The sequence below is a fragment of the Streptomyces sp. NPDC001902 genome (assembly GCF_042891295.1).
Lineage (GTDB): Bacteria > Actinomycetota > Actinomycetes > Streptomycetales > Streptomycetaceae > Actinacidiphila.
This window is the reverse complement of record NZ_JBIATA010000003.1, coordinates 521,745-544,447: the sequence shown is the minus strand read 5'-3', so window position 1 is coordinate 544,447 and position 22,703 is coordinate 521,745. Positions and strand designations below refer to the sequence as shown.

The following is a 22,703-nucleotide window of genomic DNA, read 5'->3' as shown; positions in this document are numbered from 1 at the left end:
GAGGACCCTGGAGGTGACGTCGTACCGGACGAGAGGGAGGACGGCGATGACCACCACCACGACGGGCCTGCTCGACGCACTGCCCCCGGAGACCCGCGGGCGACTGCTGGAACTCGCGCGCGACGTGTCCTTCCCGGCCCGGGCCCGGATCTTCGAGGAGGGGCACCGGGCCGACCGCTTCTGGATCATCCGTACCGGCTCGGTCGCCCTCGACCTGCACGTGCCCGGCCGGCAGCCCGCCGTGGTCGAGACCCTCGGCCCGGGTGACCTGCTCGGCTGGTCGTGGCTCTTCCCGCCCTACTCCTGGCACCTCGGCGCGCGGGCCCAGAGCCCGGTACGGGCCGACGAGTTCGACGCCACGGTCATACGGGCGCTGTGCGAGGCCGACGCGGTGTTCGGGCGCGCGGTCGCGCGCCGGGTCGCGCAGATCGTCGCGCACCGGCTGCAGGGGTCTCGCACCCGGCTCCTGGACCTGTACGGTCCGCAGGGCAGCGGCAGCACGGTGCACTGACGGGCGCATGGTCCGTTCGGCCCTGTCGCCGCGGGGCCGCCCGGGGGATGATCCGGGAGTGACCGCGGGATCGGGCGGCAGCGATGGCGGCGGAGCGCGCGGGCGTGTCTTCTTGATCCCTGTGGACGGAGGAACGCCGGCGCGGCGGGTGCGCGGGCCGGGCGCCGCAAGGCCGCGGGTTCGGGAAGAGACGCCCTGGGGGCCGGAATGAGTGAGGCACGGGAGTTCACGGAGCAGGATCCGATCAGGGTGTTCCTGGTCGACGACCACGAGGTGGTACGGCGCGGCTTGCACGATCTGCTCGACGCCGAGCCGGACATCGAGGTCGCCGGGGAGGCCGGCACGGTCGACCACGCCCTGGCGCGCGCCCCGGCACTGCGGCCGGACGTGGCGATCCTCGACGTGCGCCTCCCGGACGGCGACGGCATCAACGTCTGCCGGGAGCTGCGCTCGCGCATGCCCGGGCTGGCCTGCCTGATGCTGACGTCCTTCGACGACGACGACGCCCTGCTGGACGCGATCATGGCCGGTGCCGCCGGCTACGTGCTGAAGCAGATCAAGGGCTCCGACCTGGTCTCCGCCGTCCGCACGGTGGCGTCGGGCCAGTCGATGCTCGACCCCGCGACCACCGCCCGCCTGATGAACAGCCTGCGCGAGCAGGAGCAGCCGCAGGAGCAGCAGGACGAGGCACTGGCCGGGCTGACCCCGCGCGAGCGGGAGATCCTGGAGCTGATCGGCGAGGGACTGACGAACCGGCAGATCGGCCGGCGGCTGTTCCTGTCCGAGAAGACGGTCAAGAACCACATCTCCCGGATGCTGGGCAAGCTCGGCGTCGAGCGCCGCATCCAGGCCGCCGTGCTCGCCACCCAGCACCAGCCGTCCGGCGGCCCACAGGGTTCCGCCCCCTGAGACGCCGGGACTCCGCGCGCCCGTGAGCGGCGACCGCTCAGCCTGGGCACCACCGTCTCCCCGCGCCAAGTGGGCACCACCGGCAAGCACCCGTCCTGCTGGGCAGCGCCCGTGGCCGCCGCCCCGCGGCGTCGGCACGCACCGAGGCGGAGCAGACGTGACCGCCGCGGGCCGTGCCCGCCACCCAGCACCAGCCGTCCGGCGGCCCACAGGGTTCCGCCCCCCCTAAGACGCCGGGACTCCGCGCGCCCGTGAGCAGCGACCGCTCAGCCTGGGCACCACCGTTTCCCCGCGCCGAGTGGGCACCACCGGCAAGCACTGGTCCTGCTGCGCAGCGCCCGGGGCCGCCGCCCCGCGGCGTCGGCACGCACCGAGGCGGAACAGACGTGACCGCCGCGGCCCGTGCCCGCCACCCAGCACCAGCCGTCGCGCGGCCCACAGGGTTCCGCCCCCTGAGACGCCGGGACTCCGCGCGCCCGTGAGCTGGGGCCCCCATCGCGCGGGTGCCGCCGTTCGCCTCGCGGCGGTGGCGCGCCCGTGTGCGGTCGGCTGTGCGGTCGGCGCGGGCCGCGGGGGCCCACGAGGATGCCCCGGCGGGCCCAGGCGGTAGGGCCGGTCGGCCCTCCCCGTGGGGGGGTCGCGACGTGCAAGGTGGGAGACGCATCATCCGGAGGAGCGCGCCATGAATCCCACCACACTCAACGGGGCGACCCTGGAGAAGCTGATCTCCGCCGCTGTGGCGGCCCCTTCGTTCCGCGGGAGCCGGCCCTGGCGGTACCGCCTCGATCCGGAGACCGGCACGTTCCAGGTCCGCGCGGTCCCCGAGCCGGGGGTGCCGGAGTCCGAGGCGGCGGCGCGCGCCCTGCACGTGTCCGTCGGCGCCGCGGTGTTCAACCTGCGCGTCGCCCTGGCCCACTTCGGCTGGGAGCCTGCCGTGCAGCTGCTGCCCGTACCCGGCGACGCCGACCTGCTCGCCGCCGTGCGCCCGATCGGCCCGCTCCGCGTCGGCGACCGCCCGTACCGGGACCTGTACGACGCAATCTGGCGCCGGCACAGCTGCCGTACGCCGTACTTCGCGCACTGCCCGACCGGGGCGGTGGTGCTGGAGCTGATCGACGCCGCGCACGCGGAGGGCGCGTCGCTGACCCTGCCGCGCGCCGAGGAGGCCCTGCGGCTGCTGCGGCTGACCGCGGAGGCGGAGCAGCGCGGCACGACGGGCACGGGCCGCGCCGTGGGTTCCGGGGGCCGGGTCCACGAGGACGCGGGGGCCGGAGCGGCCGCCGTCGATCCCGAACGGCGGCCCCTGGTCGCGGCGCTGTGCACGCCCCACGACTGGTGCGCGGACTGGCTGCGGGCGGGGCAGGCGATGGAGCACGTGGTACTCCTGGCGACGGCGCACACCGTCCACGCGACGCTGCTGCACGAGGCGATGGAGTGGCCTGACCTGCGGGCGGCGATGCGGACCACGGACTGCGGTCCGGGCCTGGTGCAGATGCTCATCCGGTTCGGCGCCGCGGCGTCCGGGGCCGGTGCGTCGCGGGTGCCGGCCCACGAGGCCGCGGAGCGGGGCTGATCAGCGCGTACGGCCACCGTCCGACGGCACCCGCCACACCAGGCGGGTGCCGCCGCGGTCAGGTGTCTCGAGCGTCATCGTGCCGCCCAGCTCCTTCGCGCGCCGCTCGAGGTTGGCCAGTCCGCTGCGGCGCCCGTCCTCGGGGACGCCGACGCCGTCGTCGCTGACCGTCAAGGTCAGCGTGCCCGAGCCGACGACCAGGGAGACCTCCGCGGCACCGGCCCTGGCGTGGCGGGCCACGTTCGACAGGGCCTCGGCCAGCACCGCCACCACGTGCTCGGCGACCGCGGCGGGCACGTCGGTGTCGATCAGCCCCTCCATGCGCAGGGACGGGGTGAAGCCCAGGCCGGGCACCGCCTCCTCCACCGCCTTCGCCGTCCGCACCCGCAGCCCCTGGCGGCCGGGGCCGGTCTCGTGGCTGCGCAGACCGAAGATCGTGGAGCGGATGATCTTGATCGTCTCGTCCAGGTCGTCCACCGCCCGCAGCAGCCGCTCGCTCGCCTGCGGGTGGTCCACGAACCGCATCGCGCTCTGCAGCGTCATCCCGGTCGCGAACAGCCGCTGGATCGCCAGGTCGTGCAGGTCGCGGGCGATCCGGTCGTGGTCCTCCAGGAGGACCAGCTGCTCGGCCGCCCGGCGGCGCTCGGCCAGCTCCATCGCCAGGGCCGCCGAGCCGGCGAAGCCCAGCAGCAGCGCGGTCTCCGCCTCCGTGAAGGGCGCCTCCCCCTCGGCGCGGGCCAGCAGCAGCGCACCGCGCACCCCCTGCGGGGTCGCCATCGGCACGGCCACCGCGGGGCCCAGGCCGCCGAACCGCGGCGGACCCGCCACCACCCGGGGATCGCGCTGGATGTCGACGCTGGTCAGCGGCTCGTTCGCGGCCATGGCCGCCCCGGTGAACGATCCCTCGCGGGGCAGCGTCAGCCCCTGGTGGGTGTCGGCGTCGATGCCGGTGGCGATCGCCATCGTGATGCCGTCGCCGGTCCCGGCGGGCAGCGCCAGCACGCCGAGGTCCGCGCCGAGGATGCTCCGGGCGTGCTCCACGATGAGCTCCAGCACCGCGTCCTCGTCGATGCCCGACAGCAGACCGCCGGTGATCTCCGCGTTCGCCTCCAGCCACCGCTGCCGCGACCTGGCCTCCTCGTACAGCCGGGCGTTGTCGATCGCCACCCCGGCCGCCACCGCCAGGGTGGACAGCACCGTCTCGTCCTCGCCGTCGAACTCCTTGCCGCCCCGCTTCTCCGTCAGGTACAGGTTGCCGAACACCTCGTCGCGGATCCGGATCGGCACCCCCAGGAAGGAGTGCATCGGCGGGTGGTTCGCCGGGAAGCCGTGGGAGGCCGGGTGCTGCGCGATCTCCTCCAGGCGCAGTGGCACCGGGTGGCGGATCAACTCGCCCAGGATGCCGTGGCCCGAGGGCAGCGGCCCGATCGCCTTGATCTGCTCGTCGCTGACGCCCACCGTCAGGAACTGGGCCAGCCGCGCGTCGTCGCCGATCACGCCCAGCGCCCCGTACTCGGCGTCCACCAGCAGGACGGCGGCCTCCACGATGCGCCGCAGCACCTGTGGCAGGTCCAGCTCCCGGCCGACCGACAGCACCGCCTCCAGCAGGCTGTGCACCCGGTCCCGCGTCCCCCGCACCGCGTCGATGCGCGATTGCAGCTCGTCCAGCAAGTCGTCCAGCTGCAGCCGTGGCAGGCCCTCGGCGTCCTTGCCGCCGTCAGTCCCCACCGGCACCTCCGTCCGCTGTGGCGGCCCTCGTGGGGCCCCCTCTCAAAGTAGCGCCACCCCGGCGGGAGGACGCGCGGAACGGCTCCGCTACTCGTGGCCGCGCTCGCCGGGCGGCACGGCCGCCCAGTGCTCGATCTTCTCGTCGGGCGCGAGCCGGGACAGGGCCTCGCCGAGCCTGCGGCAGACCTGCTCGATCTCGCGGCGGGTGTGCTCCCGTTCGGTGACGGTCGCCGACAGCAGCAGGGCGGTCAGCGCGGCGGACCCGTTGAAGGCCTGGAGGGTCACCATCTTGGCGAACAGGTCGAGTCCGGCGAACGGGCCGGACCCGTCCGCCGCGGCCTCGATCGCGATGAGCGAGGTGATCAGGACGCAGGGCGCGGCGCCGGCCAGCTGAAAGCGGAACGCGGCCCAGATCAGCAGCGGGGAGACGAGGAAGAGCAGCCCAGGCGTGCTGTGCGTGGCGACGAACGTGACGAGCGCGGTGCCCGCCACGAGCGCCGCCGCCTCCGCCCAGCGGTACGGCGGGACCCCGCGCGGCGCCCGGACGGTGCGCAGGACGAGCAGCAGCGGAGCGATCACCAGCACGCCCATCGCGTCGCCGGTCCACCAGACCGACCAGGTGGACCAGAAGGCGCCCACCGGCACGGCACCGGAGGCCACCAGCACGCCGCTGCCGATCGTCGCGCTGATCAGCATCCCCCCGAGCGCGCCGAGGAACACCAGGGCGAGCGCGTCCTGCAGCCGGTCGAGTTCGACGCGGAACCCGACCCTGCGCAGCAGCAGGCAGGCGCACACCGGAGCGAGGGTGTTGCCGGCCACGATCCCCAGCACGGGCAGGAACGACGGCCCGATCGCGATGTTCACGGCGAACGCGCCGATCGCGACGCCCGGCCACAGCCGGATCCCGCCGAGCAGCAGGCCGACCAGGGCGATCCCGGTCGGTGGCCACATCGGGGTGACCTGGCCGCGCACCAGTTGCTGATCCAGGCCGATGCGGGCCCCGCCGTAGTAGGCGGCGACCATCACCAGGATCCACAGGGCCGTGGCCCGGTGCCGCCGGAGCCCCTCGCCGTGGCCGTCGGCGGTCATCGCGGTGCCGTCCCGCAGGGGCCGCCGTGTCCGAGGACGAGTACGGCGGCGTCGTCGCTGTGCCCGGTGAGGTCGGCCACGGCGATCACCCGGGCGGCCAGTTCGTCGGGGTCGGCGGTGCAGCCGGCGGCGGCCAGGTCCGCCACACGGGCCATCCCCTCGTCGAGGGGATGGCCGGGTCCCTCCACCACGCCGTCGGTGACCAGCACGAAGGCACCGGTGCCGGCCAGGACGCGGCGGGTCGACGGGTACTTCTCGCCGTCGAGGATGCCCAGCGGCAGGCCGCCCTCGTCGAGCACGACCTCGCAGTGGCCGTCGTCGGTGGCCCACACCGCCGGGACGTGCCCGGCGCGGGAGTCGACCAGTTCGCAGGTCGCGGGGTCGAAGCGGAGGAAGGTGCACGTCACGAAGAGCCCGGAGCCCATGGAGATCAGCAGGTCGTTGGTGCGGGCGAGCACCTCCGCCGGCTCCGTGGTCGCGACGGCGACGGCGCGCAGGCAGGTGCGCACCTGGCCCATGTAGGCGGCGGCCTCGACGTCGTGGCCCTGCACGTCGCCGATCGCGCAGCCGACGCTGCCGCCCGGCATGGGGAACACGTCGTACCAGTCGCCGCCGATGTCGAGCCCGTCACGCGCGGGGGCGTACCGGCCCGCCACGCGAAGCCCCGGGACGGCCGGGAGCGCGGCGCGGAGGGTGTGCCGCTGGAGGGCGGCCGCCAGCTCCACCCGAGCCTGCTGCATCTTGATCCGCTCCAGGATGCGGCCGGTGAGCTGTCCGAGTGTGTTCAACAGCTCCTCGGCGCTGCTGCTGGAGGGAGCGGTGTGACGTCGGGACATGGCACCAACGCTCCGGGGCCTTGGGCACTCGCGCCACTTCTCACCCTACGCCCGCGGCCCCTCCCGCACCCCTGGTCAGAGCCAGCCGCGGCGGGCCGCCTGCCATGCGAGCTGCATGCGGGTCGCGGCGCCTGCCAGCGTCATCATGTGCTGGATGTGGCGCTGGACGGTGCGCCGGCTCAGGCCCATCTGGCTGGCGATGGCCTTGTCCGCGACGCCCGCGACGAGCAGCGACAGCAGCCGGCGGTCGGTCTCGCTCAGCGGGTCGGAGCCGTCGGTGTCGTCGGCGCCGCTCATCGCGCCGGACGCGCTGACGTGCAGCGGTACCGCGTCCTCCCAGTAGCGTTCGAACAGCGCGGTCAGCGCCTCGAGGAGGCTGCTGTCGCGCAGCAGCGCCGCGGTCGGCTCGTTCGGGCTGCCGTGCGGGCCGCCGGGGACCAGGGGGCAGATGGCGATGGTGCGGTCGGCGACCGCGAGCCGCAGCGGCAGATGAGGCACGGAGCGGGCTATCTCCCCGGCCTGGACGCCCTCAACAACGTTGTCAATGGCCCCGTCGTCGTCGAAGAACGCCCGCTCGTACAGGACGCGGTACCGCACGCCGCGGGCGAGGGCGTCGTACTCGGCGCGGTTGCTCCCCGAGGGCATGGCGACGTACTGCGCCTTGCAGAACCAGAGCATCTCGTGGCGCGCGTTCTCCTGCATCTGCCGCAGGTGCTGGCGCAGCGCCTGGCTGCCGGTGATGACCTCGATGAGCTGGCCGGCGTCCTGGCGGCGCGCCGTGCTGCGGTAGCTGTCCAGCAGGTCGGTGACCGCGGTGCGGGCCTTGTCGAGGGCGTCGGCCTGGCGTTGCAGACGCGGCAGCAGGGCCACGTCGGGCGGGGTGGCGGCGTAGTGCCGGGGGCGGTTGTCGGTGGGGCTGGCGAGCCCCTTGGTGGCGAGGGAGGCGAGGACGCCCTCCGTCTGCCCGGGCGGGAGGCCCGTCTGTACCGCGACGTCGTCCGCCGAGGCGGTCGCGGTGGTGACCAGAAGCCGGTAGACGGTCTCCTCGACCGCGGTGAGGCCAGCCGCCTCGAGCATGCCGCGTTCCTCCGGGTCCGAACGGGTCCGCACGACATGCGCACAGGGTGGGCACAAGCCGTACATTTCGTTAAAGGCCGGACTATACCCGGGAAATGTTTCGTGCCAATGGCGCGGCGGGTGCCGGGGCCCACACTCCCCTGCACCCGCCGCTGTGTCAACGGTGACGCCCCACCGTCACCGTCCTCCGGAGGCCCGTGCGCCGCTGTGCAGGTACGCGCGGTCCACCGTCTGCCGGACGCTGTTGCCGGCCGCGTCGGTCGCGGTCACGCGCAGCGTCACGTAGGCGTCGCCGCGCACCCGCGACGGACGCTCCACGGTGGCGGTGTAGCCGCCACCCTTGCGGGCCGTGCCGGCCCGGGTCCAGGTCCGCCCGTCGTCGTAGGACGTCTCGACCCGCAGGGTCACCCCGCGCGGCGCGGCCATGCCGTCCTGCATCCGCACGTCCAGGCCCAGCTGGTACCGGCGGGCGGGGCCCACCGCGTTGCGGGCGTCGACCGGCACCGCGTAGTCGACCTGCAGCAGGGGCAGCAGCGTCGTGTCGGCGGCGGAACCGGAGCGGAAGGTCCACGAGGTGCGGGTGCCGGCGCCGAAGCGCCAGTCGTCCGACACCCGGGTGGTCGCCAGGTCCAGCCGGTACTTCGCGTCGCCCGCCGGCACCTCGAAGTCGCCCCACGCGCCCTGGTCGGACGCGGCGATCTGCTTCCCGTCGCGGTAGAGCACCGCGGTGGCGGTGTCGTCCGCCGGGGCTCCGTCGCCGACGCGGGCCGCGCCGGTTCCGATGCCGCCACCGAAGCCGTTGAGCTCGTAGAACGAATAGTGGCCGGTGCCGGAGTCGTTGAACTCCGGAACGAAGACGGACAGGGTGTTGCCGTTGCGCACCGACGGCCAGGCCGCGCCGCGCGGAATCGACGGACGGACCACGGCCCCGAACCAGCGCTCCGTGGCCTTCTGACCGGGCCGGTAGGTGCGCGGCACGTTCCGCATGCCTGCCCCGAGCGGGGTGTCCGTGCCGAAGACGACGTTGTGGTGCACGGTGTGGCGCCACAGGGTGTCCCCGCCGGTCACGTACTCCACACGCTCCAGGCCCGTCGGCACCTCACGGCTGTACTGGTTCCAGGCGGTGTCCTGGTACGGACGCCACCCGAAGCGCTGCTCACTCGCCCACTGCGAGGCGCCGGTACGGGTGTAGGTGCTACGGACCACGGCGCTCTCGCGCTCGGAGACGGTGTGCACCAGGTTCTTCGGAACGAAGCCCTTGGACACCTGCATCACGTCGTACAGGTACGGGCTGCGCACCGTGCCGGAGAACTCCACCGTGGTGGTGCGCTTCTTGATGCGCTTGAGGAGCGCGGTGCCCTCCGCCGTGCCGGCGCGCATGGTGGGCAGGGCCATCCGGTCACCGGTCGGGCTCCACCGGGTCCAGGGGTAGAAGCCCTCCTCCACGACCAGCATCAGCGCCTTGGCCCCGGCCTCCTTGGCCGCCTTGGCGAGCTGCCGGTCGTCGGAGAAGTCCCAGCGGACCACGGCCAGCTTGCCGCGCACGCCGGCCTTCTTCAGCTCGGCCGCGGTGCCGGTGCCGGCGTCGACGGCGGTCAGCTTGGCGCCCTTGTCGTCGAAGGCCGGGGACGCGGGCACGTAGTACGGGGTGAAGGCCGGCGACGTGCCGGAGACCTTCGCCCGCAGTTGCGGGGCGACCAGCTGCCAGCGCGAGGCGAACTCGAAGTCGCCGTCGGTGACGCGCGCGGTGGGGCTGACGTAGATCCGCTTGGCGATGTCGAAGAACATCACGCCCTGGATCAGGCCGTTGCCGTCGATCTTCCGGTACGTCTGGTAGCTGAGGATGCCGCGCTGCTCGGCGGGCCGGGGCGTGCGGATCTTCACCTCGGTGACCTTGGAGGCGTCGAGCGTCACCGTGGTGTCCTTGGTGACCTTCACCTCCGGGTTGACCACCTCGCGGAGCTCCTGGCCGTCGGCGGCCCTGTCCAGCGTCCCGAAGCTGAGCTGGTAGGTGCCCTCCTCGACCTCGGCGACGGCGGGCTCGACGCCGCTGTACTGCACGAACCCGTCGGCGCCCCAGATCGTCGGCGCCGCGCCCTCGATGACCTTGCCGTCGCGGTCGCGGGCGACCACGGTCAACTTGTGCTTGGGGGCGTGCACGTTGAGGCTGACGGTGGTGTGGGCGACAACCGTGCCGTCGGCCGCCGCGGCGGTGACGTAGCCGTAGTACTTCCCGCGCGCGGCGTGGGCCGCGTCGGTGCTCAGCGGGACGTCGGCGGTGGCACCGGGTGCGAGGCTCACGGTGCCGGAGCCGAGGGTGACGACCCCGTCGGGCAGCGCGCGCCCGGTTCCGGTGGACAGCTTGACGGCCAGCTTCAGGTCGACCGTCTTGTCACCGGTGTTGGTGTAGCGCACGGTGGCCGCCTGCTGCCGTCCTGCCGTCCCGCCGTTCTGGACCGGGGGCAGCGCGACCGTGCCGGTCGCGGTGATCGGGCCGGTGGCGGTGGCCAGGTCGATCCGGCCGCCGCCCTGCTCGGTCACCTTGGTGCCGGGCACCGTGCGCGAAGTGCTGATCAGCGCGTCCTTGATCTGCTGCGCGCCCCAGCCCGGGTGCTGCTGCGCCAGCAGGGCCGCGGCGCCCGCGACGTGCGGAGTCGCCATCGACGTGCCCGAGGCGGCGACGTAGTTCGCGTCGATCGGGTCGCCCATGGTGGTGCCCGCGGCACGGGCGGCCACGATGCCCACGCCCGGGGCGGTCACGTCGGGCTTGACGGCGCCGTCGCCGAAGCGCGGGCCGCGGCTGGAGAAGGAGGCGAGGGAGTCGTCCCGGTCGACGGCGCCCACGGTCAGCGCGGCGTCGGCAGCGCCCGGCGAGCCGACGGTGGACGGCCCAGGGCCGGCGTTGCCCGCGGCGATGACGAACAGCGTGTCCGTCGACGCGGTCAGGGTGTTGACGGCCTGGCTCATCGGGTCGGTGCCATCGGTCTGGATGTCCGCACCGAGGCTCATGTTGACGACCTTGGCGTGCTCGCCCGCCGCCCACTCCATACCGTCGATGACCTGCGACTCCGAGCCCGAGCCGTCGTCGCCGAGCACCTTGCCGACCAGCAGGTCGGCCTTGGGCGCCACGCCCCGCCGGGTCCCCGCCGATGCCGCACCGGTGCCGCCGACGGTCGAGGCGACGTGCGTGCCGTGCCCGAAGTGGTCGTCGGTGTTCGCGCTGTCGGAGAAGTTCCTGGCCTCCGCGATCCGCCCCGCGAGATCGGGGTGGTTCGCGTCGACACCGGTGTCCAGCACCGCGACCTTCACACCCTGGCCCTCGTACCCGGCCTTCCACGCGGCGGGCGCGTTGATCTGCGCGGTGCTGCGGTCCAGGACCGCCTTCACCTTGCCGTCCAGCGAGACCCGCGGGGTCACCGCGGCCCGGGCGGCGTCCGAGGTCCCACCACCGGGGTTCAGCGTCTTCCAGAAGGCGCCGAGTTCGTCGTCGGCGACCCGGAAGGAGCGGGCGTCGATGCTCTCCAGGGTGCGCGCGGACGTCTTGTCCGCGCGGAGCGCCACCAGCCGGTCGGCGGTCGCCCCGGCGGTCTTCGCCGCCTGCGGCGCCACGCGGGCCCCGTCCCGTGACGGCTCGGGCCGCGAGGAGACGATCAGCGGGAGCGTCGAGGTGTGCGCCTCGTCGTATCCGGCGGCGATCAGTGCCGTCACGTTGAACAGCCGGCGGTCAAGGGTGCCCGCGGACACCAGTGCCTCGGCGTCGAACGGCATGACGGTCAGCGACTTGTCGTCGGCTTCCAGCGTGCGGAAGGGGATGTGTTCGCGGCCAGGTCCGGGCTGGACCGAGGCGGTCCTCCGCCCACCGGGCAGCGACGTCACCGTCACCCGGTCACCGCTCACCAGCCGGACGGTGGTGGAGGACGTCCCGTCACGGTCGGCGGATCGCGCCGGGCCGTCCGGGGTGGTCCCTGCGGAGGCGGTCGTCGTGCCTCCGAGCGTCACCACCAGCACTGTCGATATCGCCGCCGTGAGGCGGAACCATGCCATCAGCCAAACACCTTTCGTACAGCTCCGGGTCACGCGCTGTCCGACAGAATCTGCCGATGCCGGGGAGGTGTCACCGGGTATCAGCTGTCACAGCTGGGACATGTCCCAACGGCGACACGGCGCGGTTCGGGCAACCTGCGACGACCCCCGCCAGGGCACGGCGAACCACCCGGTGACGGTACGAACCACCCCCAAAGGGCGGGCCCTGCCGGTCCAGCGGCGCGTGACGGCGAAGCCGCGCGCGGGCGCGGACCGGACGGCCGTGGGCGATCCGGCGACCCGAGGTCCCTCGTGCGGCTGCCTACGCCAGGCGCCCGGCAGGGCGCGGCTCGCCGCCCGGGCCCGTCTGCCCGGGGGAGGTGGCCCAGGCCGCCGCGCCGCGGGCCAGGAACGCGGCCCCGACAACGGCAACGCGCGCCCCCCTACGGCCCGCCGAGGCCCTCGCGAACGATGCGGACGGCCTTCGGCACTCCCCCGGCCGCGCCCGGCTCGTGACGGGCGGCCCCGGGACCCCCGGGGGCCCGGAGGGCGGGTACCACGTGCGTCCTGCCGTCTTCGCCGACGCGACGTCGACGACGCGTTGCGGACCGACGTGCGGAGACCTTCGGTCCGGTGCCGGTCGTCATCCCCTGCGACGACGAGGACGAGACCGTCCGCATCGCCAACGACTCCCCCGTACCGGCTGGCCGGCGAGGTGCTGACGGCGAACCGGGAGCACGGCCTTGAGGTCGCCCGGCAGTTCCGCACGGCCACCTTCCACGTCGACGGCGCCGCGGCCGTGAGCTCGGCGCGGCAGGGCCGGCCCACTGCACCGACCTGAAGACCATCGCGGTCCGACCCGCGGTGCCTCCCCCGTCGCTCAGCCCCCGGAGGAGGTCTCCGCCAGCGCGGCCTCCACCGCCTCGACGGCCTCCTCCGCGCAGGCCGCCCGCAGGAACGTCTCCCCGGCCGGGGGCCCCTGCACGTCCCAGCCGCCGACCACGACGACGGGCTTGCCGGTCCGCAGGGCGAGCGCCACCTCGCTCAGGGTGCCCCAGCTGCCGCCGACCGCCACCACGGCGTCGGCGGCGGCGACGACCAGGCCGTTGCGGAGCTCGCCGAGGCCGGTGGCGATCGCCACGGAGAGGGACGGGTCACCCGCCCGGCGGTCCCGGCCCGGGAGGAGTCCGACGGTGGTCCCGCCGTACGCGCGGGCTCCCTCGGACGCGGCGCCCATCACCCCGCCGAGGCCGCCGCAGACGACGACGGCGCCGCGCCGGGCAAGGAGTTCGCCGACCCTGCGGGCGACCTCGCGCTCCGGCTCCCCGGCCTCCGCGGGCCCCACCACGGCGACGTAACGGCTCGTCATGACCCCTCCCCCGGCGTTCCGCTCCGATTGACACAACGGACAATCAGGATATTCGCTGCACGTGTGACCTCGTACGCCCTCACGCCCCGACGCGTGTCCCTCGCCCTGCTGGCCACCACGCTGGCCCTGGCCGCCTGCGAGGGGGCGCCGTCCGCCCCGGAGTCCATGGTCGCCACGGGGCGTGCGGCCGCCACCGCCACCCCGAAGGGGTCCTGTGTCGACCGGGTCCTGGCCGCGATGAACGACACGCAGCGTGTCGGTCAGCTCTTCATGGGGGCGGCCCAGTTGCCCTCGCCGCCGAAGGCGGACCAGGACGCGATGCGGTCGTACGCCGTCGGGTCGGTGTTCCTCGCGGGCCGCAGCACGGCGGGCGTGACGAAGACCCGGACCCTGGTGGACGGGCTGCAGAAGTCGCTCGGGCAGACGGTGGCCGGGCAGCGGGTCGGCCTGCTGGTCTCCACGGACCAGGAGGGCGGCCAGGTGCAGGTCCTCAAGGGCACCGGCTTCTCCACCATCCCCAGCGGGAAGACGCAGGGCACCTGGTCCACCGCCACGCTGCGCTCGCGCGCGGAGGGCTGGGCGAAGGAGCTGAAGAAGGCGGGCGTCAACGTCAACCTGGCCCCCGTCGCCGACATCGTCCCCACCTCGATCGGCACCGCGAACGCCCCCATCGGCCGCTACGGCCGCCAGTTCGGCGCGACGTCCGGCGTGGTGTCCCCGCACGTCACGGCGTACGTCCAGGGTTCGAAGACGGCCGGGGTGCTGACCACGCCCAAGCACTTCCCGGGCCTCGGCAGCGTCAAGGGCAACACGGACACGACCGCCTCGGTGACGGACACGACGCTGACCCGCACCGGCAGCAACATCGCGCCCTTCCGCGCGGGCATCTCCGCGGGCGCGGGGCTGGTGATGGTGTCGCTGGCGACGTACAAGCGCATCGACCCCAAGCACAAGGCCGTCTTCTCCTCGCTGATCGTCGATCAGACCCTCCGCCGCGACCTGGGCTTCAAGGGCGTCATCATCTCCGACGACCTCGGCAAGGCCGCCTCCGCCCAGTCCGTCGCCCTCGGCCAGCGCGCCCTGTCGTTCCTCCGCGCCGGCGGCGACCTCACCCTCACCGTCTCCCCCAAGGGCATCCCCACGATGGCCGAGGGCATCCGCTACGCCATGCGCCACGAGCCGAAGGTGCGGACGCTGGTCGCGAACAGCGTGCGGCGGGTGCTCACGGCCAAGCAAGCGGCGGGGGTGCTGCGCTGCACGAGCTGATACCGCGGCGCCGGCCCCGGGCCGCAGGTCAGCCGGCCTCGATCCGCGCCGCCAGCGCGGAGAGCATCGAGGTCAGCTCCCGGGCGGACACCACGGTGTTCTCGAACTGGCCGTACTTGTCGCAGAGCTCGAAGGCGCCGTCGTCGGGTCCGCGCACGAACGCCGTCGTGGTGTTCACCGACGAGCCGGGAGAGTCCCCGGACACCACCCGCTCCACCGCCTCCAGGAACAGCCGGACGCTGTGGGCCCGCTTGCCGAACGAGATCGCCAGCGTCTCCACCGCCCACAGCAGGTTCTCGTCCGCCGGCGGTGTACGCGTGGGCTTCCAGAAGCCGTCGCTACGGGTGAAGTCCCAAGCGGCGGCGTCACCTTCGGTCACGTGCCCGGACTCCTTCGGGAGGGGAACGGTGACGGTACGTGAGGTCCGCCGCCGGATGCCCGGGGACCGTAGCACCCCGGGACGGGGCCGGATCGACACCCGGGGGGAACGGCCGGGATGGCGGGGCGGGGCCGTGCGGTGGCACTGTCGGAGCATGGAGCACCTCTCGCGCAGGCACGTCGCGCAACGCTGGCTCGCCCGCTTGGCCCTGGCCGCGGCGGGGGCGGCCGTGGCATTGCCGCTGGTGGTCGCGGGGCTGCGCAGCATCGCGCTGGTGGGCGCCGCGCTGGGCGGCACCGCGGTGACGGCGGCGGGGGCGTGGTGGGTGCTGACCCGCCGCGGTGTGGTGCGGGCGCTGGCCGTACTGCTGACCGTGGTGACCCCGCTGGCCGTCCTCGCCTTCTACGACCGGGCCAATCTGCTCTGGGTCGTGGTCACCTCGCTGGCGCTGTGGGCGCTGGCCGTCGGCGCCGGGCGCAACGCGGTGCGCGCCACCCGGGCCCATGAGGCACGGCTGCGGGAGCGGATCGCGGCCCGGCCGCGGCGACCGTTCCTGATCATGAACCCGCGCTCCGGCGGCGGCAAGGTCGGCGCCTTCGGGCTGAAGGAGAAGGCGGAGGCGCTCGGCGCCCGGGTCGTGCTGCTCGACCCCGACCACCCGCAGGACGTCGCCGAGCTGGCCCGGCAGGCGGCCGACGAGGGCGCCGACCTGCTCGGGGTGGCCGGCGGGGACGGCACGCAGGCGCTGGTGGCCGGGGTGGCCGTCGAACGGGGACTGCCGTTCCTGGTGATCTGCGCGGGCACCCGCAACCACTTCGCCATGGACCTGGGTCTGGACCGCGCCGACCCCGCGGCCTGCCTGGACGCGCTCAGGGACGGCGTGGAGCTGCGGGTCGACCTCGGCTACGTGGGCGACCGGCCCTTCGTCAACAACGTGTCGTTCGGCGCCTACGCGGCCGTCGTGCAGAGTCCCGCGTACCGGGACGACAAGGTCGGCACCATCCTGGAGCTGCTGCCCGACCTGCTCACCCACCGCGCCGGGCCCCGGCTGACGGCCACGGCCGGGGAGACCGTCGTCGACGAGCCGCAGGCCGTGCTGGTGAGCAACAACCCGTACCGGACCGACGACCCGGCCGGGCTCGGCCGCCGGGACCGTCTCGACACCGGTCTGCTGGGGTTGCTCGGCGTCAAGGTCGACAACGCGGCCCAGGCCGCGGGGCTGCTGATGGGCCCGCGGGTCGCCTCCGGGCTCACCGTGGCGACGGCGCGGGAGGTGGTGACCACGGCCGACGCCGACGAGATCGACGCGGGCGTGGACGGCGAGGCGCTCGTGCTGCCCACGCCCGTGCGCTGCCGCATCCGCCCCGGCGCGCTGCGGGTCCGGGTGCCCCGCGGCCGCCCGGGGGTGCCGGCCACGGGCGTGCGCACGGACTGGCGCCGGCTGCGCAAGCTCGCGCTGACCATGGGCCGCACCGCGGCCGGACGCCCGGACCGGCCGGGTTGGCCCAGCGCCTGATCGGGCCGGTGGCCCCGGCGACGCGGAGACCCGCACCGGCACCGGTGCTCCCGGGCCAGGGACCGATCCCGTCCCCGTACGCACGTACGCGCGGATCAGCGGCCGGGCAGCCGAAACCAGCACCGCACGAGCCGCACCGCGACCGGAGCCCCGGACCGCCCGGGCTGACCCAGCACCTGATCAGGCCGGTGGCCCCGGCCACGCGGAGACCCGCACCGGCACCGGTGCTCCCGGGCCAGGGACCGATCCCGTCCCCGTACGCACGTACGCGCGGATCAGCGGCCGGGCAGCCGAAACCAGCACCGCACGAGCCGCACCGCGACCGGAGCCCCGGCCGGGCCGGCTCAGCGCCTGATCAGGCTGGAGTCCCGGACTACCAGCTCCGGCTGGAGCACGACCCGGCGATGCTGGTGCTCCCGGGCCTGCGGCCCGGTCTCCTCCAGCAGCATCCCGGCGGCCAGCGCGCCCATGTTCGTGGCGGGCTGCCGCACGGAGGTGAGCGGCACGGCCGCCGCGGCCGCGAACTCGATGTCGTCGTAGCCGACGATGGCCATCTCGCCGGGGACGTCCACCCCCGCCGCGTACAGCGCCTGCAGCACCCCGAGGGCGAGCAGGTCGTTGGCACAGAACACGGCGGTCGGCCGCTCCGGGAGGCCGAGCAGGCGGTGACCGGCGTCCCGTCCGGCGGCGACGTCCAGCCGTTCGGTGGGCAGTTCGCGCAGGGTCTCCGGCGGCAGCCCGGCCTCCGCCAGGGCGGCGAGCGCGCCCTCGCGCCGGTCGCGGACCTGGTGAAGGTGCCCGGGGCCGGAGACGTACGCGATCCTCCGGTGCCCGGCCGCCGCCAGGTGGCCGACGGCCATCCGGCCGCCGGCCACGTCGTCCACCGACACCGAGCACTCGGCGGTGCCCGCCGCCACCCGGTCGACGAGGACGAAGGGGATGCGGTGGCGCCGGAACGCGGCGAGGTTGCCGCCGTCGGCGTCGGCCGGCGTCACCAGCACCCCGCGTACCCGCTGCTCCGCGAAGAGCGACAGGTACGCGGCCTCCTCCTGCGGGTTCTCCGCGCTGTTGCAGACCATCACGCCGAGCCCCGCCGCCCGGGCCGCCCGTTCCGCGCCGCGTGCGACGTCGACGAAGAACGGGTTGCCCATGTCGAGCACGAGCAGGGCCATGATCCTGCTGCGGCCCGCCCGCAACTGCCGGGCGGACTCGCTGCGTACGTACCCCAGCCGGGCGATGGCGCGCTGCACACGGACCCGGGTGGCCTCGGGGACCGCGTCCGGCCGGTTGATCACGTTGGAGACCGTGCCCACGGACACCCCCGCCTCACGGGCGACGTCCTTGATCCCCACCGTGCGGCCCTTCTCCGCCACGCCCCGGCTCTCAGAACTTGAACTGGTCGATGTTGTCCTTGGTGAACACGGTCGGCTTGCCGAGCACCACCACGCCGTCCTTGCCGATGGTGTAGCTGCCCAGGTCACCGGCCTTGAAGGTCTGGCCCTCCGCACCGGAGATCTGGCCGGAGGACAGGGCGACCGCGGCGTACGAGGCGAGCGAGCCGAGCTTGGCCGGGTCCCACAGCTCGAAGGCCTCGACGGTGCCGTTCTTGACGTAGGCGCGCATGTCGTTGGGCGTGCCGAGGCCGGTCAGCTTGACCTTGCCCTTGTACTTGGAGCCCGCCAGGTACTGGGCGGCCGCCTTGATGCCCACCGTGGTCGGGGAGATGATGCCCTTCAGGTTGGGGTACTGCTGGAGCAGGCCCTGGGTCTGCTGGAAGGACTGCTGGGCGTCGTCGTTGCCGTAGGCGACCTTGACCAGCTTGACGTCCTTGTACTTGGGGTCCTTGAGCTCGTCCTTCATGAAGTCGATCCAGGTGTTCTGGTTCGTGGCGGTCTGCGCCGCCGAGAGGATCGCGATCTCGCCCTTGTAGCCGATCTGCTCGGCCAGCAGCTGCACCTCGGTGCGGCCCAGGTCCTCGGAGCTGGCCTGCGACACGAACAGGTCGCGGCACTCCGGCTTGGTGTCCGAGTCGTAGGTGACGACCTTGATGCCGTTCTTGCGGGCCTGGTTCAGCGAGGTGCACAGCGCGCCCGGGTCCTGCGCGGAGACGGCGATCGCGTCGACCTGCTGCTGCGTCAGGGTGTTGACGTAGCTGACCTGGCCGGCGGTGTCGGTGCCGTTGCTGGTGCCGACCTCCTTGTAGGTCGAACCCAGCGCGTCCAGGGCCTGCTTGCCGCCGCCGTCGGCGATGGTGAAGTACGGGTTGTTGACCTGCTTGGGCAGGAAGGCGACGGTCAGGCCCTTCTTGGTCGCCGCGTTGGGGTCGGCCGACGCGGTCGCCTTGGCTCCGCCGCCGCTGTCCTTGGAGGAGTTCTTGGTGGTGCCGCCGCAGGCCGTGGCGCCGAGCGCGACGGCCGCGGTCACGGCGACGACGACGGTGGCACGACGGGTGAGGGTTCTGCTGGACATGGTGATCCTTTCGCCTCCGGAGCGGGTGCCGGAGTGAGGACGGGACGGGGTGCGGGTGGTGGTGCTGGTGGTGCCGTGTGACAGGTGCGGGGGGAGGTGGGGGTTCACGAGGCGGCGAGCGCAGCCGGGGCCTCGTCGCCCGACCTCCTGCGCGCCCTGGCCTGCGAGACCTGACGGCCGATCCTCGGGGCGAGGACGGAGATCACCAGCAGCACGCCGGTGACGACGATCTGGGACTGGGCCGAGACGTTGAGCAGGCTCATGACGTTCTGGCCGGCGCCGAGCAGGAACACCCCGGCGATCGCGCCGCCCAGGGTGCCCTTCCCGCCGTCGAAGTCGATGCCGCCGAGCAGGACCCCGGCGATGACGGACAGCTCCAGACCGGTCGCGTTGTCGTAGCGCGCGCTGGCGTAGTGCAGGGCCCAGAAGATCCCGGTGAGGGAGGAGACCAGACCGGTCGTCACGAACATCGCCAGCTTCAGCCGCCGCACGCGCACACCCGCGAACCGGGCCGCCTCCTCCGAGGCGCCGACGGCGAACAGGGAACGTCCGAAGGGGGTCGCGTGGAGCACGAGGACGGCGACCAGCAGCAGCACGGCGAAGGGGATCGCCGCGTACGGGATGAAGGTGCCGTCGATCCGGCCGGCGCCGAAGTCGAGGTACTGCTGCGGGAAGTCGGTGACGGAGTCGGCGCCGAGCACGATCTGCGCGATGCCGCGGTAGGCGGCCAGCGTGCCGATGGTGACGGCGAGCGAGGGCAGGCCGAGCCGGGTCACGAGCAGGCCGTTGACCAGGCCGCACAGGGCGCCGAGGAGCAGGCAGAGCGGGATGATCGTCTCGATCGCCATGCCGCCGTTCCACAGCGCGCCCATCACGGCCCCGGACAGGCCGGCGGTGGAGCCGACGGACAGGTCGATCTCGCCGGAGACCACGAGCATGGTCATCGGCAGCGCGATGAGCGCGATCGGCAGGGTGTTGCCGATCAGGAAGGACACGTTCAGGGCGTTGCCGAAGTTGTCCACGAAGGAGAAGGAGCAGATCAGCAGGACGACGAGCAGGGCGCCGACCGCGGTGTCCCAGCGCACCGCGCCGCCGAGGCGGGCGAGCGGGGCGGGGGCCTTGGTGGTCTCAGGCATGGTGGGCACTCCTCATCTGTGCGGCCCGCTTGCGGAGGACGCCGGCCACCCGCAGCGCCACGATCCGGTCGACGGCGATGGCGAGCAGGAGCAGGACGCCGTCGATGGCCAGCACCCACACCGAGCTGACGCCGATGGAGGGCAGGACGCTGTTGATCGAGGTCAGCAGCAGGGCGCCGAGCGCGGCGCCGTACACGGTGCCGGAGCCGCCGGTGAAGGCGACGCCGCCGACCACCACGGCGCTGACGACGGTCAGTTCGTAGCCGTTGCCGGTGCCGGAGTCGACGTTGCCGAACCGGGCGAGGTAGAGCGCGCCGGCGAGTCCGGCGAGCGCCCCGCACACCACGTACGCGGTCAGGATCCGCTTGCGGACCGGCACGCCGGCCAGCCGGGCGGCCTCCGGGCTTGAGCCCAGCGCGTACAGGTCGCGGCCGCCGCGGTAGCTGCGCAGGTAGTAGCCGACCGCGACCAGCACCGCGAGCGTCAGGAGCGCGAGGTAGGGGATCACCGACAGGCCGTCGTGACCGAAGTCGACGAAGCTCGCCGGCAGGTCGCCCGCGGTGATCTGACGGGATCCGACCCAGATGGAGTCGATGCCGCGGATGATGTAGAGCGTGCCCAGGGTCACCACGAGGGCGGGGACCTGACCCAGGCTCACCAGCAGGCCGTTGAGCAGGCCGAAGAGCACGCCGAGCGCCACCGCGATGAGCACGGCGACCAGCGGGTTGCCGCCGCCGTGCAGGTAGGTGCCGGCTGCGAAGGCCGAGATGCCGAGCACCGAGCCGACCGACAGGTCGACGTTGCGGGTGATGACGACCATGGCCTGGCCGATGGCGACCAGCACGAGGATGGTGGCGTTCAGCAGGAGGTCCTTGACTCCCTGCTGGGACAGGAACTCGCTGTTGTAGACCTGGGTCGCGGCCAGCATGACCACGAGCACGGCGAGCACGGCGAGCGCCCGCAGTTTCAGCACCCGGTCCAGGAAGCGGCGGGACGCGGTCGGTTCGTCCGCGGCGATCTGCTGCGGGGTGTCGGCGGTCACGGTCACGCCGCCCTCCTCACGCGGCCGGTGGCCGCCGCCATCACGGATTCCTCGGTCGCCTCCGACCGGGGGATCTCGGCCGTCAGTCGTCCCTCGTGCATCACCAGGACGCGGTCCGCCATGCCGAGGATCTCCGGCAGGTCGGAGGAGATCATCAGTACGGCCACGCCCTCGGACGCGAGCCGCGACAGCAGCCGGTGCACCTCGGCCTTGGTGCCGACGTCGATGCCGCGCGTGGGCTCGTCGACGATCAGCACCCCTGGCGCGGTGGCGAGCCACTTGGCGAGGACGACCTTCTGCTGGTTGCCGCCCGAGAGCGTGCCGACGACGTCGGCCAGCCGGGCGTACTTGACCTGGAGCCGGACGGCCCAGTCCAGCGCGCGGCTGCGCTCGGCGCTGCGGCTCATCAGACCGCCCCTGGTGGTGGCGGCGAAGCCGGTGAGGCCGATGTTGCGCTCGATGGACATGTCCATCACCAGGCCCTGGGCCCGGCGGTCCTCGGGGACCAGAGCGATCCCCGCGGCCATGGCCAGGCTCGGCGCGCCGCCGCGCAGCGGCTTGCCGTCGACGACGACCTCCCCGGCGTCCCTGCGGTCCACACCGAAGATCGCCCGGGCGACCTCGCTGCGCCCGGCGCCGACGAGGCCCGCCAGGCCCACGATCTCGCCGCGGCGCACCTCGAAGGAGACGTCGGTGAAGACGCCTTCGCGGGTGAGCCGGCGCACGCTGAGGGCGACCTCGCCGATCTCGGCGTCCTGCTTGGGGTAGAGCTCGTCCAGGTCGCGGCCGACCATGCGGCGCACCAGGTCGTCCTCGGTGAGCCCGTCGAGGGGCTCGCTGGCGATCCACGCGCCGTCCCGCAGGGTGGTGACCCGCTGGCAGAGGGCGAAGATCTCCTCGAGGCGGTGGGAGATGAAGAGCACCGCGGCGCCCTGCTCGCGCAGGGACTTGACGACGCCGAAGAGGCGGGCGACCTCGCTGCCGGTGAGCGCGGCGGTCGGCTCGTCCATGATCAGGACGCGGGCGTCGAAGGAGAGCGCCTTGGCGATCTCCACCAACTGCTGGTCGGCGATGGACAGTCCGCGCGCCGGCTGTTCCGGGTCGAGGTCCACGCCGAGGCGGCGGAAGAGATCGGCCGCGGCCTCGCGCACGGCCTTGTGGTCGACCCTGCCCAGCGAACGGCGGGGCTGGCGGCCGACGAAGATGTTCTCGGCCACCGACAGGTCGGGGAAGAGCGTCGGCTCCTGGTAGATGACGGCGACCCCCGCGTCACGGGCGTCCCCCGGGCCGTGGAACTCCACGGGCCGGCCGTCGAGCAGCACCGTGCCGGTGTCCGGGCGGTGCACACCCGCGAGGGTCTTGATCAGTGTCGACTTGCCGGCGCCGTTCTCGCCCGCCAGGGCATGGGCCTCGCCGGCGTGCAGCCGGAGCGACACACCGCGCAGAGCGCGAACGGCACCGAAGGACTTGCTCACCCCCTCGAGCGCGAGCACCGGAGTGGTCTCCGGTTCGGGGTGCGTCATTGCGCCCTCCTGCTATGAAATGTTTCAACGGAGTTGCCGGGAAGCTAGCCCCGCCCTGCGAAGGCGTCAAGAGCCGCCGCCTCCCCCGCCTGACCTGCACCCTCGCGAAACCCGCAGGTAACAGGCCTGACAATGCCGCACGAACAGCAACAACGCGCTTTTGCGGCACGGATGACACGATTCAATAACGGGGATCGAGACCGGTAGACCTCTTGACGGCCACCGGTGGACGTGGATAGCTTCACAGGCGAATGAAT

18 protein-coding genes are annotated in these 22,703 nt (G+C 73.5%); 6 read left to right on the top strand and 12 right to left on the bottom strand.

What is annotated here, in order from left to right:
• The first annotated feature begins 46 nt into the window (after positions 1 to 46).
• The 3 genes from ACFYYN_RS08700 to ACFYYN_RS08690 all read left to right on the top strand — a co-directional run bounded on the left by ACFYYN_RS08700 (position 47) and on the right by ACFYYN_RS08690 (position 2,993).
• Positions 47 to 511 (top strand): cyclic nucleotide-binding domain-containing protein, encoded by a 465-nt coding sequence (locus ACFYYN_RS08700; RefSeq protein ID WP_499514876.1) that lies wholly within the window; start codon positions 47 to 49, stop codon positions 509 to 511.
• A 207-nt stretch (positions 512 to 718) separates the two neighbouring features.
• Positions 719 to 1,420, top strand: a complete 702-nt coding sequence (locus ACFYYN_RS08695; protein WP_500545192.1) for a response regulator — start codon at positions 719 to 721, stop codon at positions 1,418 to 1,420.
• A 682-nt stretch (positions 1,421 to 2,102) separates the two neighbouring features.
• The gene (locus ACFYYN_RS08690; protein ID WP_500545191.1) at positions 2,103 to 2,993 is read left to right on the top strand and encodes a hypothetical protein; all 891 of its coding nucleotides are present in this window, start codon (positions 2,103 to 2,105) and stop codon (positions 2,991 to 2,993) included.
• Here ACFYYN_RS08690 and ACFYYN_RS08685 read toward each other — a convergent pair whose 3' ends face one another.
• The 5 genes from ACFYYN_RS08685 to ACFYYN_RS08665 form a co-directional block, all read right to left on the bottom strand.
• Positions 2,994 to 4,721, bottom strand: a complete 1,728-nt coding sequence (locus ACFYYN_RS08685) for a sensor histidine kinase (RefSeq protein ID WP_500545190.1) — start codon at positions 4,719 to 4,721, stop codon at positions 2,994 to 2,996. It lies immediately after the preceding gene.
• Positions 4,722 to 4,808: 87 nt separating this feature from the next.
• On the bottom strand, positions 4,809 to 5,810 hold the full coding sequence (locus tag ACFYYN_RS08680; RefSeq protein WP_500545189.1) for an MASE1 domain-containing protein: 1,002 nt from the start codon (positions 5,808 to 5,810) through the stop codon (positions 4,809 to 4,811).
• Positions 5,807 to 6,646, bottom strand: a complete 840-nt coding sequence (locus ACFYYN_RS08675) for a PP2C family protein-serine/threonine phosphatase (protein WP_500545188.1) — start codon at positions 6,644 to 6,646, stop codon at positions 5,807 to 5,809. Before ACFYYN_RS08675 ends, ACFYYN_RS08680 begins: the two co-directional genes overlap by 4 nt.
• A 75-nt stretch (positions 6,647 to 6,721) precedes the next feature.
• Positions 6,722 to 7,723 (bottom strand): helix-turn-helix domain-containing protein, encoded by a 1,002-nt coding sequence (locus ACFYYN_RS08670; protein ID WP_500545187.1) that lies wholly within the window; start codon positions 7,721 to 7,723, stop codon positions 6,722 to 6,724.
• A gap of 177 nt (positions 7,724 to 7,900) precedes the next feature.
• Positions 7,901 to 11,767, bottom strand: a complete 3,867-nt coding sequence (locus ACFYYN_RS08665; RefSeq protein ID WP_500545186.1) for a S8 family peptidase — start codon at positions 11,765 to 11,767, stop codon at positions 7,901 to 7,903.
• A gap of 546 nt (positions 11,768 to 12,313) precedes the next feature.
• Here ACFYYN_RS08665 and ACFYYN_RS08660 point away from each other — a divergent pair.
• Positions 12,314 to 12,493 carry an aldehyde dehydrogenase family protein gene (locus tag ACFYYN_RS08660; RefSeq protein ID WP_500545205.1) on the top strand — a complete coding sequence of 60 codons (180 nt, stop codon included), beginning with the start codon at positions 12,314 to 12,316 and terminating at the stop codon, positions 12,491 to 12,493.
• Positions 12,494 to 12,626: 133 nt separating this feature from the next.
• Here the strand turns inward: ACFYYN_RS08660 and ACFYYN_RS08655 are convergent, their stop codons facing one another.
• Positions 12,627 to 13,115: a TIGR00725 family protein gene (locus ACFYYN_RS08655; RefSeq protein ID WP_500545185.1), complete on the bottom strand. Its 489-nt coding sequence runs from the start codon at positions 13,113 to 13,115 to the stop codon at positions 12,627 to 12,629.
• Between the two features lie 63 nt (positions 13,116 to 13,178).
• Between ACFYYN_RS08655 and ACFYYN_RS08650 the strand changes: the two genes are divergently transcribed.
• Entirely contained in the window at positions 13,179 to 14,381 is a 1,203-nt protein-coding gene (locus ACFYYN_RS08650; RefSeq protein WP_500545184.1) for a glycoside hydrolase family 3 N-terminal domain-containing protein, read from the top strand.
• Between the two features lie 28 nt (positions 14,382 to 14,409).
• Here ACFYYN_RS08650 and ACFYYN_RS08645 read toward each other — a convergent pair whose 3' ends face one another.
• Positions 14,410 to 14,760, bottom strand: coding sequence for a hypothetical protein (locus ACFYYN_RS08645; protein WP_500545183.1), 351 nt, complete (start codon positions 14,758 to 14,760; stop codon positions 14,410 to 14,412).
• A 154-nt stretch (positions 14,761 to 14,914) separates the two neighbouring features.
• Between ACFYYN_RS08645 and ACFYYN_RS08640 the strand changes: the two genes are divergently transcribed.
• Positions 14,915 to 16,276: a diacylglycerol/lipid kinase family protein gene (locus ACFYYN_RS08640; protein WP_500545182.1), complete on the top strand. Its 1,362-nt coding sequence runs from the start codon at positions 14,915 to 14,917 to the stop codon at positions 16,274 to 16,276.
• Between the two features lie 344 nt (positions 16,277 to 16,620).
• Here the strand turns inward: ACFYYN_RS08640 and ACFYYN_RS08635 are convergent, their stop codons facing one another.
• The 5 genes from ACFYYN_RS08635 to ACFYYN_RS08615 all read right to left on the bottom strand — a co-directional run bounded on the left by ACFYYN_RS08635 (position 16,621) and on the right by ACFYYN_RS08615 (position 22,446).
• Entirely contained in the window at positions 16,621 to 17,649 is a 1,029-nt protein-coding gene (locus ACFYYN_RS08635; RefSeq protein WP_500321533.1) for a LacI family DNA-binding transcriptional regulator, read from the bottom strand.
• 10 nt (positions 17,650 to 17,659) lie between these two features.
• On the bottom strand, positions 17,660 to 18,745 hold the full coding sequence (gene rhaS, locus ACFYYN_RS08630; RefSeq protein WP_499514863.1) for a rhamnose ABC transporter substrate-binding protein: 1,086 nt from the start codon (positions 18,743 to 18,745) through the stop codon (positions 17,660 to 17,662).
• 104 nt (positions 18,746 to 18,849) lie between these two features.
• The gene (locus ACFYYN_RS08625) at positions 18,850 to 19,881 is read right to left on the bottom strand and encodes an ABC transporter permease (protein WP_500359244.1); all 1,032 of its coding nucleotides are present in this window, start codon (positions 19,879 to 19,881) and stop codon (positions 18,850 to 18,852) included.
• Positions 19,874 to 20,929, bottom strand: a complete 1,056-nt coding sequence (locus ACFYYN_RS08620; protein ID WP_499514861.1) for an ABC transporter permease — start codon at positions 20,927 to 20,929, stop codon at positions 19,874 to 19,876. Before ACFYYN_RS08620 ends, ACFYYN_RS08625 begins: the two co-directional genes overlap by 8 nt.
• The gene (locus tag ACFYYN_RS08615; protein ID WP_500321537.1) at positions 20,926 to 22,446 is read right to left on the bottom strand and encodes a sugar ABC transporter ATP-binding protein; all 1,521 of its coding nucleotides are present in this window, start codon (positions 22,444 to 22,446) and stop codon (positions 20,926 to 20,928) included. Before ACFYYN_RS08615 ends, ACFYYN_RS08620 begins: the two co-directional genes overlap by 4 nt.
• Between the last annotated feature and the right edge of the window lie 257 nt (positions 22,447 to 22,703).